Source organism: Janthinobacterium sp. GW821-FHT03C10 (assembly GCF_059420865.1).
In genome coordinates, this window is record NZ_JBWKUN010000002.1 from 184644 (window position 1) to 198950 (window position 14307).

The window sequence follows — 14307 nt, forward strand, 5'->3', positions numbered from 1 at the left end:
GCCTAGAAATCCGTCTCGCCCTGGATCACGGCCGGATAGCCCGTCATGGCGCGCGCGGTCTGCATGCCGGCCATCACGGCCGCCTCGACGCAGCCCGCGTTGAGGCCCGTCCTGATCCAGTCGCCGGTCAGGAACAGGTTGCTGAAGCCCGACTGGTCGGTGGCCAGCCGGTACTGGGTGCTGCCCACCACCGACATCACGTAGCGCTCGGACGGATCGACATTGGCGCGCCAGTACTGGCTGTCGAAGCGCGCCGGCCCCGTGCCAGCCTTCGCGTCGACCAGCCATTGCCACGGGAACGCGCCCGGCGCGCCCGCCTCTGGCCACAGCGCGCCGATCTCGCGTTCCAGCTGGTGCAGCGCGCCCTGCTTCGCGCTGGCCGCGCAGCGGGCGGGGAAATCCGTGTCGGTGACGGGCGGGTAGCTGTCGACGGGGAAGGCGCTGCAAAAATACGAGACGTTTTTCGGCTCCAGGCCCGCCGGCCAGTCCTCGTGCGCCAATAGTTGATCCATCGGCGCCCACGTGTCGTACGGCTCCGTGAAGGCCGACAGCACGGGCTGCTGGCCCTTCGGCTGCGTGGTCCAGCCCATCTGCGCCAGGTTTTTGTTCAGCCACACCTGGTAAGCCTGCGTGGCCACCGTTTTCACCTTCTCGGCCGTCAGTTGCAGGGCCGGGCTTTGCGCCAGCAGCTGCGGGCACAGGGCCGGCAGCGAGCCGATGGAAATGCCGAACACCACCTTGTCGAAATCGACGCCTTTCTTCAAGACCGTGGCGGGCAGCTGCCGGCCGAACGCCTGCTGGTACTGCTGCGGCCAGCCGCTCCAGTACGATTCCAGGTTGACTTCCTGCTCCTGCAGCAGCGCCGCCTGGGCCGGTTCGATCTGCGCGTAGTCGGGCGCGCTGGGCCAGCACGCCAGCCCTTTCACGTCCACCAGCGGCGCATAGCCGGCGGCGGGGTCCTTCAATTGCACCTGCTGCGTGATGCGGATGCTGTCGATGTCGCCCGCGCCCGGCACCAGTTCCTCCACGCGCTGGAAGAACTTGAATTCCACGCCGCGCTTGCGCAGCACTTCGTACAGCGGCGTGAAAATCGTGTCGCCCATGCCGGCCTGCATCTTGAACATGATGCCGCCCTTGTAGGCCAGGCCGATGCGCGCCATCGCCCGCAGCAAGGTGCCCGCCTCGATGTTCGGCTTGGCGAAATCGCCGCCCTCGTAGGCGAACACCAGGTCGTAAAAGCCCCGCACGGGCGCCGAATTGACGCTGAACTGCTCGTCGCCGCCATGCTTGCGCAGCCAGGCGCGGAAATCGATGTCGTTGATGACGTCGAAGCCGTTCTTGAACACGCCATCCTCGAACATGCCCTTCATGACCGTGATGCCCAGGTCCAGGCAGGTGAACAGCCGGCGCAATTCGTCGTCGCCATCGATCAGGGCGCGGTAGCGCAGGCGCAGCCAGCCGCGGATGCCGTTCAGGGTGCTGGCCAGCAGCTGGTGGCGGGCCTGGTCGTGGCGCGTGGAGTCCGGCGCCAGGTCGGCCACCAGGGCGGCCAGCGCGCCCACGGACAGGCCCACGTCCAGCCCCAGTTCATCGGCCTGCCCCACCACTTCGTCAGCCAGGCGGCGCAGCCAGCCCGGCCACACGCCTTCGCCGTCACCTGGCTGCGCGCTGGCGCGCGCGATGCGCGCGTCGGCGTCCGCCACCTGGCGGATCTGGCGGATCCACTGCTCGATCCAGCCCACCATGGCGATGGCCATCTGCCACAGGGTGATGTCTTCGCCGCCCTCGCCCGGCTCGCCCGGCAAGGTGGGAAAGACGATGGACCAGTTGCGCCATTGTCCCTTGACGTCTTCCGACAGGGCCACGTAATCGTGCTGCTTGAAGGCGTCGCGCCAGGTGGCCAGCGGCGCGCCGGGCGGGCGTTCCAGGCTGGCGTAGGCTTCCTTGATCATCCTGAAGGCATTGGCGTAGAAGCCGAACCAGATGTGCAGGCCATGCTCCTCGATGCGCTGGCCCGCCTGCGCATTGCGTCCGCTGGCGCCCTTGCCGCCCAGACGCCAGCCCAGCTGATAGACGGTGATGGCATGCCGGTTTTGCCAGCCCGGCTGGTTCGTCAGATAATACGCGGTGGTCATGGCCGCCACGCCGCCGCCGAGGATGGCGATCTTTTCCGGCGCGATGCGTGAATTGTCGACCAGCTCCTCGCCCGGCATGGCCGTGAAGTCGAAGTTCACATTGAACGGCAATATCGCCGCCTGCGGTCCCAGCTGCAAGCCCAGGGTCTGGTCCAGCGGGAAGCTGTCGAAGGCGTGCACCGTGCATTCGTATTCATAGCCGAGCAGGCGCGCGCTGTGCAGGCGGTTGATTTCGGCCGGCGCGGCCACCAGGGCCTGGTACACGGCTTTCACGCCCGCGCTGTCGGGGAATTGCTTGAGGAATATCTGGTCGATGCGCGGGTTGCGCAGCAGCGACAGGATATCGGCCCAGCCGGCCTGGTCCATGTCGAAGAAATCGGGGATGGAGAGAAAAATCTGGAATGCCTGCTCGATGAGTTCGAGGAAACTGTTGACGCTCTTGTGCTGCCCCGTCTGCACGGTGGCATTGACTTCGAGCAGCGGGTGCAGGGCGAGTTTCGTTTCCGGCGAAAAATGCTGGAAACCCTTGGCCGCGACGGAACAGCGCAGCGGCTCGCTGCCGGCGGCGGGAATCTCGTAGTCGCACAGGTATTTCGGATAGCCGAACAATTCGCGCCCGTTGATCAGGGCCATGGCGTCATCCACAAAAATGTGGCACGGATACCAGTAGATATGCGCGAGCTTGCCGTGTTCATCCATCTGGCCGACCATGATCCAGGTGACGATATCGACCTCCGTGATCCAGCCCTTGGCCTGGTCGACGGGATTGGCCGAATCGGCATGGTTGACGCGTGTAAACGTCAGCATCACGTACGGCGACAGGGCTTTCAGGGTCATCTTGCTGCCCGCCACCTGGTTCAGGGTGGTATTCACGGTGGCCTGCAGCTTGGCCAGGTCGCCCCTGACGAAATAGCCGTACATTTCCGACTGTTTCAATTGCAGCGGCGAGTGCATCATCACCGAACCGCCCTGATAGATATACGAAGGTCTTGCCGAAGGTATCGCCGTCATTGCCCTGCCCCTAAATGAAGTTTCAGACAAACAAGATTGCTATAGTGTATTTGAGAAAGAACAATGAATGATATGAAATAAATTAAAGGATTTGCCAAGATGCATAGGCTCAGCAGCCCGCCGCCTGCGCACGGCAGCTGGGGCAAGCCCATGCCATCGGGTGTACGATGAAGCATCTTGAGCGTTCCGAGCACCATGCCATGGCAATGATTACCACCGACTACGTTTCCACCTATTCAGGCAACCGTTTTTATCCCTTGCGCCCGCATATCGACAAGGTAGCCATTGAAGACATTGCCCACGGCCTCGCTTACCAGTGCCGCTTCAATGGACAGACGCAAGTGTTTTACTCGGTCGCCCAGCACAGCCTGATCGTCGCCGAACTGGTGCCGCCCCATTTGCGCCTGGCCGCCCTGCTGCACGACGCGGCCGAAGCCTACCTGGGCGACATGGTGAAGCCCTTGAAAGTGTTGCTGCCGGAATTTGCCGTGCTGGAAGACAAGGTCAGCGCCATCATCGCCGCCACGTATGGCCTGGATTTTTCCGATTACGCGCCCATCAAGCGGGCCGACCTGATCGCGCTGGCCACGGAAAAGCGCGACCTGATGCCGCACTCGGCCGAACGCTGGGCTTACCTTGACGGCATCGCCCCCTTGCCCGGTATAATCGAGGCCATGGGCCCGGCCGAAGCCAAGCAGCGCTTCCTGCATGCCTTCGCCCAGCTGAGCGGGCTTGGGCTGGCCGCATGAACGGGCGCTAAGCCCCGGTTTTTGCACGGCTTTTTCAGATATCCACAGCAACTGTGGATAAAGTTGTTGATAAGCCCCTCTTGACAAGCCGCAACACCAGCATTGATGCGGGTTTCAACAATTTGCTGATTTCACAGGCAATTTTTTACTCCAATAAAATCAATGACTTGCAATCACGAATTTGCGCTCGATCAAAGTCACTTCACCGCCATGAAAATATATTTTGCTGTGCATAAGCAATCCAGGCGCCGGACCGTCTTGCTTGAACAGCATTGTTTTGACAAACCCCGCAGACTGGCATAGTGTGGAGTAGCAAGCACGATCAACGGTGGATAAATGCATGAACATGGATAGCGACAACGCCGCCAAGGGGGCGGACGAACCGGACTGGCTGGTCGATGAGCCGTTGGCCCGGGCAGACGCGACGGCAGAGACTGCCAACGCGGCGCCATGGCGCGTGCTGATCGTCGATGACGATGTCGACGTGCACGTGGTGACCAAGTTCGCACTCAGCCAGGCCAGCTTCCAGGGCCGCAGACTGAGCTTTTTGCACGCGTATTCGGGCGCCGAGGCACTCAGCCTGCTGCGCGGCACACAAGATATCGCCGTGGTGCTGCTCGATGTGATCATGGAAACCCAGGATGCGGGGCTGCACGTGGCGCGCCAGATCCGCGAAGACCTGCACAACAGCGCCGTGCGCATCATCCTGCGCACGGGCCAGCCGGGCCAGGCGCTGGAACACCGCATCATCATCGACTACGACATCAACGATTTCTGGTGCAAGACCGACCTCACCACGCGCAAGTTGTTTACCACCGTGATCGCCTCGCTGCGCACCTACGCCACCCTGCGCGAGGCGGAGCAACACGTCGCCGAACTGGCCGCGGCCCTGGCCCAGTGCGGCGACACGCCCGCGGCGCCGGCCGGCGGCACGCCCTGAACACGGCCGCTACTTTCAGTCATAAAAACAAGAGCACTGGATAGGCATACAGGCTTGTGGCATGCCCTATTTTGGCCCATCTTGCGCGCCGATGGCAGGCGCGGGCCGGTCCCATTTTCCTAAGTGGCGGATTGTTAAGCGCTTTTTCAGATATCCACACGGACTGTGGATATCTTTGTGGATAAGCGCCTATTGACAGCCCTCAAAGCCACAGCCCGTGCGGCTTTCAATAAACTGCTCAATCAAACAGCAAAAATAAAATCCATTAAAATCAAACACTTAGAAAATCACACATAATCACAAGAAAATTATTTCGCCAATTTCGTTAGCCCATCATTTGTGCATAACTGAGCCGTAATGGACAATCCGACAACGCCGGGCTGACGCTGCCGGCAACACAGTTGCCGTGCGGATACTCAGTGCACGGTCTGGCGGCGCTGCTCCGGATGCAGCAGCACGCGTTCGATCAGTTCAGGGGCGACATTGTATGACTTCAGGTATTCCAGCGCGCACAAGGTACTGAAGGCAGCCTGCACGGCGATGCCCAGGTTGACGATATCGCACATCTTCTGATCGACCCGCGTATGCAGCACCACGGTTTTGACGGGCATATGCAGCGTTTCTGTGGAATGAGGCATGATAAGCAACTCCTGCGAAGGGGACGGAGGGATGAGAGGGCGTAGCGGGGCGAGCCACGCCAGCGCGGACAGGGATAGCGGTCATGTTGCCGCTAAAAGTATTGCCGATAAACTCTCGATGTCAATGGCAGGGAAACATGAGCCACGGTTTTTTTCTTGCAGGTACAAGCAGAGCCGAAAGCGATGGACAAGCGCGATCGGCCACGGCGATAATCAGTCATGCCCTCGCCTTCCACGCCCCAGCCTGACCAGCCCCGCCCGCAACCCGCCTCGCTTGCCGACCTGTTCTTCTCGTTCACCTGGCTGGCCCTGCAAGGCTTTGGCGGCGTGCTGGCCGTGATCCAGCGCGAAATGGTCGAGCGCAAGCGCTGGCTGACGCAGGAGGAATTCCTCGAAGACTGGGCCGTGGCGCAGATCATGCCCGGGCCGAACGTGGTGAACCTGTCACTGATGGTGGGCGGGCGCTATTTCGGTTTAAAAGGCGCGCTGACGGCGCTGGCCGGCATGCTGGCCGTCCCCCTCGTCATCGTCCTGCTGCTGGGCGTGCTGTACACGCGCTTTGGCGACAACCCGCAGATGGCGGGCGCCCTGCGCGGCATGGCGGCCGTGTCGGCCGGCATGATCGCCGCCACGGGCGTGAAGCTGGCGACCGCGCTGAGCAAGCATCCGCTGCCCCTGTGGCTGACCTTGTCCATCACCGTGCTGGGCGTGCTGATGGTGGCGGTCTTCCGCTGGCCCCTGCTGTACATCCTGCTGGGCCTGGGCGGCATCGGCTGCCTGCTGACCTATCGGAAGCTGTCTTCATGAATCCGCCCCTGCAACTGGCCTTGAGCGCGGGCGACTGGCTGAACCTGTTCGCCCACTACCTGATGCTGTCGCTGATGTCGATCGGCGGCGCCATTTCCACCACGTCTGAAATGCACCGTTTCCTCGTCGAACAGCATGGCTGGCTGACCCAGACGCAATTCAATGAGTCGATCGCCATTGCGCAAGCAGCGCCCGGCCCCAACGTGCTGTTCGTCGCCCTGATGGGCTGGAACGTGGGCATGAATGCGGGCAGCTACACGGCCGCGTATCTTGGCGTGTTCATCACCATGTTAGGCATCATGCTGCCCAGCACCACCCTCACCTACGTGGCAGCCCAATGGGGCTACCGCAACCGCGACCTGCGCCCCGTGCGCGCCTTCAAGCAGGGCATGGCGCCCATCGTCGTCGCCCTCCTGATTTCCACCGGCATGATCCTGGGTGGCGCCAACCACGACATCCGCACCGACTGGCCCCTGTGGAGCCTGTCCATCGTGGCGGGCCTGATCATCTGGCGCACGAAGATCCATTTATTGTGGCTGCTGGCGGGCGGCGCCGTGCTGGGCTGGCTCCAGCTCGTCTGACCTTACACGGCCAGGTGCCGCTTCACCTCCTCGCCGTCCATCTGTTCCGCACTTCCGCTGGCCACCACGCTGCCGCGCGACAGCACGATGAAGTCGTCGGCCAGTTCGCGGGCGAAATCAAAATACTGTTCGCACAGCACGATAGCCATGTCGCCGCGTTGTTTCAACAAAGCAATGACCCTGCCGATATCCTTGATGACGGACGGCTGGATACCTTCCGTCGGCTCGTCGAAGATGATCAATTGCGGTTCGGCCAGCAGCGCGCGGGCGATGGCCAGCTGCTGCTGTTGCCCGCCGGACAAATCACCGCCGCGCCGCGCCAGCATCTCTTTCAATACCGGAAACAGCTCGTACACGTGGGGATCGATGCGCGAGGCCAGCCTGCCCCGCTTCACCGCCATGCCCATCAGCAAGTTTTCCTCGACCGTCAGGCGCGCAAAGATGTCGCGTCCCTGCGGCACGTAGGCCATGCCCAGCCTGGCGCGCGCGTGCGGCGTCATTTTCGTGATGTCGCGCCCCTGGAACACCACCGTGCCCTGCGCCACGGGCAGCACGCCCATCAGGCATTTGAGCAAGGTTGTCTTGCCTACGCCATTACGCCCCAGCAAGGCCAGGCATTCGCCCTTGCGCGCCGACAGGTCGATGCCGCGCAAGGTGTGCGAGGAGCCATAGTACTGATTTAATTCTTGCACTTCGAGCATGATTACCTTCCCAGATAGACTTCGATGACGCGCTCGTCGGCCTGCACTTCGTCCATGCGGCCCTGCGCCAGCACGGCCCCTTCATGCAGCACGGTGACGATGCCTTGCTGGGCAATGTCCGTGACGAAACCCATGTCGTGCTCGACCACCATGATGGAATGTTTGCCGCGCAATTCATTGAGGAGTTCCGCCGTGCGCGCCGTTTCCGCGTCGGACATGCCCGCCACCGGTTCGTCCAGCAAAATCAGCTGCGGCTCCTGCATCAGGAGCATGCCGATTTCCAGCCACTGCTTTTGCCCGTGCGACAGCAACCCGGCCGGCCGCGCCTCGTGGCCGTGGAGGCGGATCAAAAGCAAGATCGCTTCGATCCTGCCCGCCTGCTCGGACGACAAGCGCGCAAACAGGGTGGGCGCCACGCGCTTGTCCATCTTCATCGCCAGTTCCAGGTTGTCGAACACCGTGTGCTGCTCGAACACGGTGGGGCGCTGGAACTTGCGGCCGATGCCCGCGTGGGCGATCTGCGCTTCCGTCATCGTCGCCAGATTCATGGTCTGACCGAACCAGGCCGTACCGGACGTGGGCCGCGTCTTGCCCGTGATCACATCCATCATCGTCGTCTTGCCGGCCCCGTTAGGGCCGATGATGCAGCGCAACTCGCCCACGGAAATATCGAGGCTCAGCTTGTTGATGGCCTTGAAGCCGTCGAACGACACGCTGATGTCTTCCAGATACAGGATCGCGCCATGCGTCGTGTCGACGCCCTCGCCTTTTACGCGCGAATATGTCGGCCCCGCTTCCGCGCTGGCCATGCCGGGCAACATGCGGATACTCATGCGGCCTCCTCTGCCACGATGGCGACTTTTTTACGTTTGAGCTTGTTCAAGACACCGAGCATGCCTTGCTGCATGAACAGGGTGACGCCGATGAACAGCAGGCCCAGCGCGAACAGCCACAGTTCCGGCAAGGCGGCCGTGAACCAGCTTTTCAGACCGTTGACGGTGAAGGCGCCCACAATCGGACCGAGCAGGGTGCCGCGCCCGCCCACCGCCACCCACACGACCATCTCGATGGAGTTGGCGGGCGACATTTCGGACGGGTTGATGATGCCCACTTGCGGCACGTACAGGGCGCCGGCGATGCCGCACAGCACGGCCGACAGGGTCCAGACGAACAGCTTGAACCACAGCGGGTTGTAGCCGAGGAACATCAGCCGCGCCTCGCTGTCGCGCACGCCCTGCAGCACCCTGCCCAGCTTCGAGCGGACGATGGCGCGCGCGCCCACCAGCGCCGCCAGCAGGAAGGCCAGGGTCAGCAGGAACAGCACGGCCCGGGTGGCGGGCGCCGTGATGCTATGCCCTAATATCGTCTTGAAATCCGTGAAACCGTTGTTGCCGCCAAAGCCGGTGTCATTGCGGAAGAACAGGAGCATGAAGGCATACGTCATCGCTTGCGTGATGATGGAAAAATACACGCCCTTGATGCGCGAGCGAAACGCAAAATAGCCAAACACGAAGGCCAGCACGCCCGGCACCAGCACGACGAGGGCCATGCAATACCAGAAGTGCTCCGTGAAGGCCCAGTACCAGGGGTAAGTTTTCCAGTCGAGAAAGACCATGAAATCGGGCAAGTTGCTGTGGTACTGGCCTTGGTCGCCGATGGCCCGCATCAGATACATGCCGTGCGCATACGCGCCCAAGGCAAAGAACACGCCGTGGCCCAGCGACAAGATACCCGTGTAGCCCCAGACGAGGTCCAGCGCCAGCGCAGCCAGCGCGTAGCACATGAACTTGCCCACCAGCGCCACCGTGTAGGCGGACACGTGCAGCGCATGCCCTTCGGCAAACGCCAGATTAAAAATCGGCAACAGCGCCGCCAGCAGCGTAAATGCTGCGATGGCCAGCCAGACGGGCCGCGTAAACAGGCCCTGTTTGATCGGGTAAGAGGTAGTCATTCGACGCTGCGTCCCTTCATGGCAAACAGGCCCTGCGGCCGGCGCTGGATGAAAATGATGATGAATATCAAAATGGCGATCTTCGCCAGCACGGCGCCCGCCACCGGTTCGAGGAATTTGTTGACTTCGCCCAGGCCCAGCGCGGCGATCACGGTGCCGGCCAGCTGGCCCACGCCGCCCAGCACCACCACCATGAAGGAGTCGACGATGTAGCTTTGGCCCAGGTCCGGGCCCACGTTGCCCAGCTGCGACAGGGCAACGCCGCCGAGCCCAGCGATGCCGGAACCGAGGCCGAAGGTCAGCATGTCGACCTTGCCCGTGGCCACGCCCACGCAATCGGCCATGCGGCGGTTTTGCGTGACGGCCCGCACGAACAGGCCCAGGCGCGTCTTGTTGAGGATCAGCCACACGGCCACGACGACGACGACGGCGAAGGCGATGATGGCCAGCCGGTTGTACGGCAGCACGAGGCCGCCCAGTACCGTCACGCCGCCCGACATCCAGGCGGGATTGGCCACTTCCACGTTTTGCGCGCCGAAGATCGTGCGGACCAGCTGCATGAGGATCAGGCTGATGCCCCAGGTGGCCAGCAGGGTTTCCAGCGGCCGGCCGTACAGCCAGCGGATCACCGTGCGTTCGAGCGCCACGCCCACCAGGCCGGCGACGAGAAAGGCGGCCGGCAAGGCGGCCAGCAGATACGCATCCTGCATGCCGGGGAAATAGTTGCGGAAAAACAGCTGGCACAGATAGGTCGTGTAAGCGCCTATCATCAGCAATTCGCCATGCGCCATATTGATGATGCCCATCAAGCCAAAGGTGATGGCCAGGCCCAAGGCCGCCAGCAGCAGCACGCTGCCCAGGGAAATGCCATAGAACACATTGCCGGCGAACTCCATGCGCGCCACCCTGCCCTTGATCTGGCGCATGGTCTCGATGGCGGCCAGCTGCACGGCTTCATCCGGTTCACCGCCCTGCTCCAGCATGGCTTGCAGCACGGGCAGCAGACGCGCGTCGCTGCTGCCGGCCAGCGCCTGCACGGCGGCCTTGCGCGTGGCGGCATCGGGCGCATGCAGGTTGGCGCTGGCAATCAGCACCTGCAATATCTGCTGGATCTCGCCATCGCTTTCCCGCGCCAGCGCGGTGCGGATCAGGGGGAGCTGCGCGGGATCAACAGCCTTTTGCAAGGCTTGCGCGGCGGCCAGCCTCTGGGCGCGCTCCGGCGCCAGCAGCTGCAAGCCCGACAAGGCGCCTGCCACGGCCGCGCGCAAGCGGTTGTTGACCATCACGCCATCGATGCCGTCGGGCAATGCACCCAGTTGGCCCGTGGCGGGATCGTAGGCGTGCTCGCCGTCGACGATGTACACCTTGCCGTCGGGCGCGGCATACAGGCTATCGTCCTGCAAGGCGTGCAGCACCTTGGCGGCCTCGGGCGTGGCCAGGGCGGCGATCCGCGCCACGGCGGCGACCCTGGCGTCGGGATCGTCGCCGGACAGCGGCTTGAGCAGGTCGGGAGGGATGGCGGCCTGTGCCAGCGAGGATAGCAACAGGCAGGCGAGGACCAGCAGTTTGGGGAGAAGCTGCATGTGCATGGATTCCATGTAGTAAAGCCGATGTCTTGACAGGTATCCTTCCCCCAAAGACAAGGACAGGGGTCAGACCCGCCGGGTCTGACCCCAGCTCTCTGCCTGGGGTTGCGGCGACGAATCGACGCGCAAGCTTTTTACAACTTCTGCTTGCCCTCATTGCCCTTGATATACGGGCTCCACGGCTGTGCGCGTATCGGTTCCTTGGTTTTCCACACGACATTGAATTGCCCATCGGCCTTGATCTCGCCGATCATCACGGGCTTGTGCAAGTGGTGGTTCGTTGCATCCATGGTCAGGGTGAAGCCCGATGGCGCCTTGACGCTCTGGCCCGCCATGGCGGCGATCACCTTGTCCGTGTCCGTCGATTTCGCCTTTTCCACGGCTTGCGCCCACATATGGATGCCGACATAGGTCGCTTCCATGGGGTCGTTCGTCACCACCGAACCGGCGTTCGGCAGCTTGTGCGCCACGGCATACGCCTTCCACTGCTTGATGAAGGCGGTATTTACCGGATTCTTGACGGATTCAAAATAATTCCACGCCGCCAGATGACCGAGCAAGGGCTTGGTATCGATGCCGCGCAGCTCTTCCTCGCCCACGGAAAACGCGACGACGGGCACGTCCGTGGCTTTCAGGCCCGCATTGCCCAGCTCCTTGTAGAACGGCACGTTCGAATCGCCATTGATGGTGGAAATGACGGCCGTCTTGCCGCCCGTGGAAAATTTCTTGATGTTGGCGACGATGGTTTGATAGTCGGCGTGGCCGAACGGCGTGTAGACCTCGCTGATATCGCTATCCTTGACTCCCTTGCTTTTCAGGAAGGCCCGCAAAATCTTGTTGGTGGTGCGCGGATACACGTAATCCGTGCCCAGCAGCACGAAGCGCTTGGCCCCGCCGCCATCTGTGCTAATCAGGTATTCCACGGCGGGGATCGCCTGCTGGTTGGGCGCGGCGCCCGTATAAAACACATTCTTTTCCAGCTCCTCGCCCTCGTATTGCACGGGGTAAAACAGCAGGCTGTTGAGCTCCTTGAACACCGGTAAAACCGACTTGCGCGAGACGGATGTCCAGCAGCCGAACACCACGGCCACTTTATCCTGCGCCACCAGCTGGCGCGCTTTTTCCGCGAACAGGGGCCAGTTCGACGCGGGATCGACGACGACGGCTTCCAGCTTCTTACCCAGCACGCCGCCCTTGGCATTGATCTCGGCGATCGTCATCAGCGCCACGTCCTTCAGCGACGTTTCGGAGATGGCCATGGTGCCCGACAGGGAGTGCAAGATGCCTACCTTGATCGTATCGGCGGCCAGGGCTGCCTGCATGCAGGTGGACGTGGCCAGGGCGAATGCGCCGGCGGCGGCCGCTTTCAGGATGATGCGTCGTGACATGGGGACTCCTGTGATGGGTTCGTGGGGTCGAGCTGGGTCTGCCATGTTGTTAAAGCAGAATGCATGCCAGCGCCAACAGGTATCCGCCATGGTGCACGCGGCTCTCGCCGCACGAAAAAAAACCTGGCCGCACAAGGACTGTGCAGCCAGGTTTCAAATTGCCGTAAAACGGTGCGCCGGAGGCTTTAATGCTTGCGCATCAATCCTTGCGCGGCGCTCCACGAAGACGGCGCCAGCCCTTGCGTCCCAGCGGGAACAGCAGCACGAACGCCACCAGCCACGGCAGGATGTAAGCCATGGCCGTGATGGCGTTGGCCACGCCTTCCGACAGGTTTTCCGTGAAATTGCCCAGCGCGCGCTTGACGGGGCGCCAGAACGATTGCTTGCCGTCGGCGCTGATGGCCACGTTCAGCAAGTCCGTGTCGATGCGCTGCATCAACAGTGCATTGGCCGCCGTCGCCTGCTCCAGCTCCACCTGCACGGTGGCCAGTTCCTTGCTCACCTTGATCAGCGCATCGACATTCGTGCCCGAGCGCTTTTCCAGGTCTTGCAGCTGCGCCTGGTACTGCTTGAGCATTTCCAGGCGTTTCTTGCTGTCGAGCACGGGACGGCCCAGGTCTTCCACCTTGGTGCCCTGGCTGGTGACGTCGCCTTCGGCCGCGACCAGCGCGACGAGCTTTTTGATGCCGGCCGGCTTGGCGCGCACGCTGATGCGTGCGTGCACGTAGCGTCCGCCGTTGATGCTGGAATCGAGCAGCAGACAACCATTGTCCGTGTCAGCCTTGCAGGCGGCCACGACTTTTTCATACAGGAGCGGCACTTGCGCCTCGCTCGTATCGACGCTGACATTGTGTTCATAGGCAAGAAACTCGCTGCCCTTTTCCTTGCCGTCGAGACGCGCGGCGCTCGATTGCCCACCGCTCTCGCCCTTGCTGCCGCAACCGGCCAACAACATCAGGCCAAGCAGGCCAAGATACACTTTTTTCATGATTTCTTTCTTGAGATTATGTTTGCAGCGGCAACAATTCGATATCGGGCAAGTGCGCGGCCACATCCTGCACGGTCGCATGGCCGGTCAGCGAGGCGATCACCTGCGGCAGCGGTGCCGCCCAGATTTCCGGCAGATCGCGCTCTTCCGGCGCCAGCACGGGAAAGGCCAGCTGTTCCCGCGGCGGCGTGAAGGCGGCGTCGACGCCAGGCTTGTTGCCGCGCGCATCGATGCGGTACCAGCCGAATTCCTGCAGGTAGACGGCGTTCAAGCCATGCAGGCAGAACGGCGGCCCCGCCTCGCCCACGGCCAGACGCTGATAGCACAGGCCGGCGGGGATGCCGTTGGCGCGCAGCAGCGCGGCCAGCAGATGGCTCTTCGCATAGCAATAGCCCGTGCCATGCTGCAACACATCGGACGCGCGGCAAGTGACGGGGTTGCGCTGGTAATCCCAGCTGTGGGCGATCTCGTCGCGCACGAAGGCAAAGCAGCGGGCCGCGATGGCGGCGTCGCCCACGGCGCCTGCCGCCAGCTCGGCCGCCTTGGCGCGCACAGCCGGATGCTCGCTGTCGATATACGTGCTGCTGGCCAGATATGAGGAAAAGTCGGAAACCATGGCATCAATGTCTGGCAAAAAGATAATGTGCGATTCTAGTCGAAGACAGCCGAAATCGAGCGTTTCCTTGCGCAGGAACAAAGAAAATGCACGCCGCAGGCAGGCGGGAACGGGGGCGGCGACTTTGGCGCCGGCCCCGTAGCTGGTATCATGCGGGCAAACGCCAGCCGGCCCGACATGCACGACGGGCCGGCGCATGCACCACCCTGCGAAGCG

General features: G+C 62.5%; 13 protein-coding genes. 4 read left to right on the forward strand and 9 right to left on the reverse strand.

Features of this window, described 5'->3' with window-relative positions; genetic code table 11:
• Positions 1–2: 2 nt before the first annotated feature.
• The gene (locus AC07VH_RS08625) at positions 3–3146 is read right to left on the reverse strand and encodes an NAD(P)-binding protein (protein WP_494787229.1); all 3144 of its coding nucleotides are present in this window, start codon (positions 3144–3146) and stop codon (positions 3–5) included.
• Positions 3147–3346: 200 nt separating this feature from the next.
• On the opposite strand from AC07VH_RS08625, the gene AC07VH_RS08630 reads away from it, so the two are divergent.
• Complete coding sequence (locus AC07VH_RS08630; protein WP_166448106.1) at positions 3347–3895, forward strand: phosphohydrolase; 549 nt, start codon at positions 3347–3349, stop codon at positions 3893–3895.
• 340 nt (positions 3896–4235) lie between these two features.
• Positions 4236–4835 (forward strand): response regulator, encoded by a 600-nt coding sequence (locus AC07VH_RS08635; RefSeq protein WP_494787230.1) that lies wholly within the window; start codon positions 4236–4238, stop codon positions 4833–4835.
• A gap of 416 nt (positions 4836–5251) precedes the next feature.
• On the opposite strand, the gene AC07VH_RS08640 is transcribed toward AC07VH_RS08635, so the two are convergent.
• Complete coding sequence (locus AC07VH_RS08640; RefSeq protein ID WP_092605904.1) at positions 5252–5473, reverse strand: hypothetical protein; 222 nt, start codon at positions 5471–5473, stop codon at positions 5252–5254.
• A 219-nt stretch (positions 5474–5692) separates the two neighbouring features.
• On the opposite strand from AC07VH_RS08640, the gene AC07VH_RS08645 reads away from it, so the two are divergent.
• Positions 5693–6280, forward strand: a complete 588-nt coding sequence (locus AC07VH_RS08645; protein WP_475415919.1) for a chromate transporter — start codon at positions 5693–5695, stop codon at positions 6278–6280.
• Positions 6277–6861 (forward strand): chromate transporter, encoded by a 585-nt coding sequence (locus tag AC07VH_RS08650; RefSeq protein ID WP_475415920.1) that lies wholly within the window; start codon positions 6277–6279, stop codon positions 6859–6861. The genes AC07VH_RS08645 and AC07VH_RS08650 overlap by 4 nt, the downstream gene beginning before the upstream one ends.
• Positions 6862–6863: 2 nt before the next feature.
• On the opposite strand, the gene urtE is transcribed toward AC07VH_RS08650, so the two are convergent.
• From urtE to AC07VH_RS08685, 7 genes are all read right to left on the reverse strand, one after another.
• Complete coding sequence (gene urtE / locus AC07VH_RS08655; protein ID WP_489630449.1) at positions 6864–7562, reverse strand: urea ABC transporter ATP-binding subunit UrtE; 699 nt, start codon at positions 7560–7562, stop codon at positions 6864–6866.
• Between the two features lie 2 nt (positions 7563–7564).
• Positions 7565–8395, reverse strand: coding sequence for an urea ABC transporter ATP-binding protein UrtD (gene urtD / locus AC07VH_RS08660; protein WP_489630448.1), 831 nt, complete (start codon positions 8393–8395; stop codon positions 7565–7567).
• Positions 8392–9513, reverse strand: coding sequence for an urea ABC transporter permease subunit UrtC (gene urtC / locus AC07VH_RS08665; RefSeq protein ID WP_494787231.1), 1122 nt, complete (start codon positions 9511–9513; stop codon positions 8392–8394). Before urtC ends, urtD begins: the two co-directional genes overlap by 4 nt.
• Positions 9510–11096, reverse strand: a complete 1587-nt coding sequence (gene urtB, locus AC07VH_RS08670; RefSeq protein WP_494787232.1) for an urea ABC transporter permease subunit UrtB — start codon at positions 11094–11096, stop codon at positions 9510–9512. Before urtB ends, urtC begins: the two co-directional genes overlap by 4 nt.
• Before the next feature lie 137 nt (positions 11097–11233).
• Positions 11234–12487: an urea ABC transporter substrate-binding protein gene (gene urtA, locus AC07VH_RS08675; protein WP_494787233.1), complete on the reverse strand. Its 1254-nt coding sequence runs from the start codon at positions 12485–12487 to the stop codon at positions 11234–11236.
• Positions 12488–12686: 199 nt separating this feature from the next.
• On the reverse strand, positions 12687–13475 hold the full coding sequence (locus AC07VH_RS08680; RefSeq protein ID WP_475415926.1) for a DUF4349 domain-containing protein: 789 nt from the start codon (positions 13473–13475) through the stop codon (positions 12687–12689).
• A 16-nt stretch (positions 13476–13491) separates the two neighbouring features.
• On the reverse strand, positions 13492–14091 hold the full coding sequence (locus AC07VH_RS08685) for a transglutaminase-like domain-containing protein (RefSeq protein ID WP_489630445.1): 600 nt from the start codon (positions 14089–14091) through the stop codon (positions 13492–13494).
• Positions 14092–14307: the final 216 nt, after the last annotated feature.

Excerpts from the sequence above, each read along its gene's own strand:
- AC07VH_RS08640 (WP_092605904.1), bottom strand. The coding sequence starts at position 5,473 with ATGCCTCATTCCACAGAAACGCTGCATATGCCCGTCAAAACCGTGGTG.
- AC07VH_RS08630 (WP_166448106.1), top strand. The coding sequence starts at position 3,347 with ATGGCAATGATTACCACCGACTACGTTTCCACCTATTCAGGCAACCGT.
- AC07VH_RS08645 (WP_475415919.1), top strand. The coding sequence starts at position 5,693 with ATGCCCTCGCCTTCCACGCCCCAGCCTGACCAGCCCCGCCCGCAACCC.
- AC07VH_RS08680 (WP_475415926.1), bottom strand. The coding sequence starts at position 13,475 with ATGAAAAAAGTGTATCTTGGCCTGCTTGGCCTGATGTTGTTGGCCGGT.
- urtB (WP_494787232.1), bottom strand. The coding sequence starts at position 11,096 with ATGCAGCTTCTCCCCAAACTGCTGGTCCTCGCCTGCCTGTTGCTATCC.
- urtA (WP_494787233.1), bottom strand. The coding sequence starts at position 12,487 with ATGTCACGACGCATCATCCTGAAAGCGGCCGCCGCCGGCGCATTCGCC.
- AC07VH_RS08625 (WP_494787229.1), bottom strand. The coding sequence starts at position 3,146 with ATGACGGCGATACCTTCGGCAAGACCTTCGTATATCTATCAGGGCGGT.
- AC07VH_RS08685 (WP_489630445.1), bottom strand. The coding sequence starts at position 14,091 with ATGGTTTCCGACTTTTCCTCATATCTGGCCAGCAGCACGTATATCGAC.
- AC07VH_RS08635 (WP_494787230.1), top strand. The coding sequence starts at position 4,236 with ATGAACATGGATAGCGACAACGCCGCCAAGGGGGCGGACGAACCGGAC.
- urtC (WP_494787231.1), bottom strand. The coding sequence starts at position 9,513 with ATGACTACCTCTTACCCGATCAAACAGGGCCTGTTTACGCGGCCCGTC.
- AC07VH_RS08650 (WP_475415920.1), top strand. The coding sequence starts at position 6,277 with ATGAATCCGCCCCTGCAACTGGCCTTGAGCGCGGGCGACTGGCTGAAC.
- urtE (WP_489630449.1), bottom strand. The coding sequence starts at position 7,562 with ATGCTCGAAGTGCAAGAATTAAATCAGTACTATGGCTCCTCGCACACC.
- urtD (WP_489630448.1), bottom strand. The coding sequence starts at position 8,395 with ATGAGTATCCGCATGTTGCCCGGCATGGCCAGCGCGGAAGCGGGGCCG.